The sequence below is a fragment of the Pseudomonas sp. 51_B genome, assembly GCF_017491595.1.
Taxonomy (GTDB): domain Bacteria; phylum Pseudomonadota; class Gammaproteobacteria; order Pseudomonadales; family Pseudomonadaceae; genus Aquipseudomonas; species Aquipseudomonas promysalinigenes.
In genome coordinates this window covers 1-435 of record NZ_JAFGYW010000451.1, presented here as the reverse complement: position 1 = coordinate 435, position 435 = coordinate 1, and the positions used below count along the sequence as shown (strand labels likewise).

Annotated in this window: 1 protein-coding gene; it reads left to right on the top strand. The window is 54.3% G+C overall.

What is annotated here, in order from left to right; translation table 11 throughout:
* A partial coding sequence (locus tag J5M56_RS25680; protein ID WP_207938146.1) for a flagellar cap protein FliD N-terminal domain-containing protein occupies window positions 1-435 on the top strand: 435 nt, incomplete at both ends.

Below are 435 nucleotides of genomic sequence, written 5' to 3'. Positions count from 1 at the left end.
CAATAGGCATTAAGGCAACAGTTACCCGCAGGGTGGCGCATGCAGTTGAAGGAGTATTCACCATGGCAATTTCATCCGCAGGGATCGGCAGTGGCTTAGATGTCGCCAAAATCGTCGAGCAAATGGTTGCGGCGGAAAAAATCCCGCTGAAGAAACTTGAGTACAAAGCCAAAGGCATCCAAACCCAAATTTCGACCTACGGCGAAATCAAATCGCTCACCTCCAAATTGGGCGACATCGTCTCCAAACTCACGCGCGACAGCGCCTGGAATGGCGTCACCATCAGCTCCAGCAACAGCACCATCACCGGCACCATGACCGGTATTGCTGCGCCCGGCACCTACAACATCAAAGTCACGCAACTGGCCCAGGCCCAAACCACGGTAATTGGTGGGGCCGGTGCCGTTGCCTTGGCTAAAGATGAAACCATGGGTG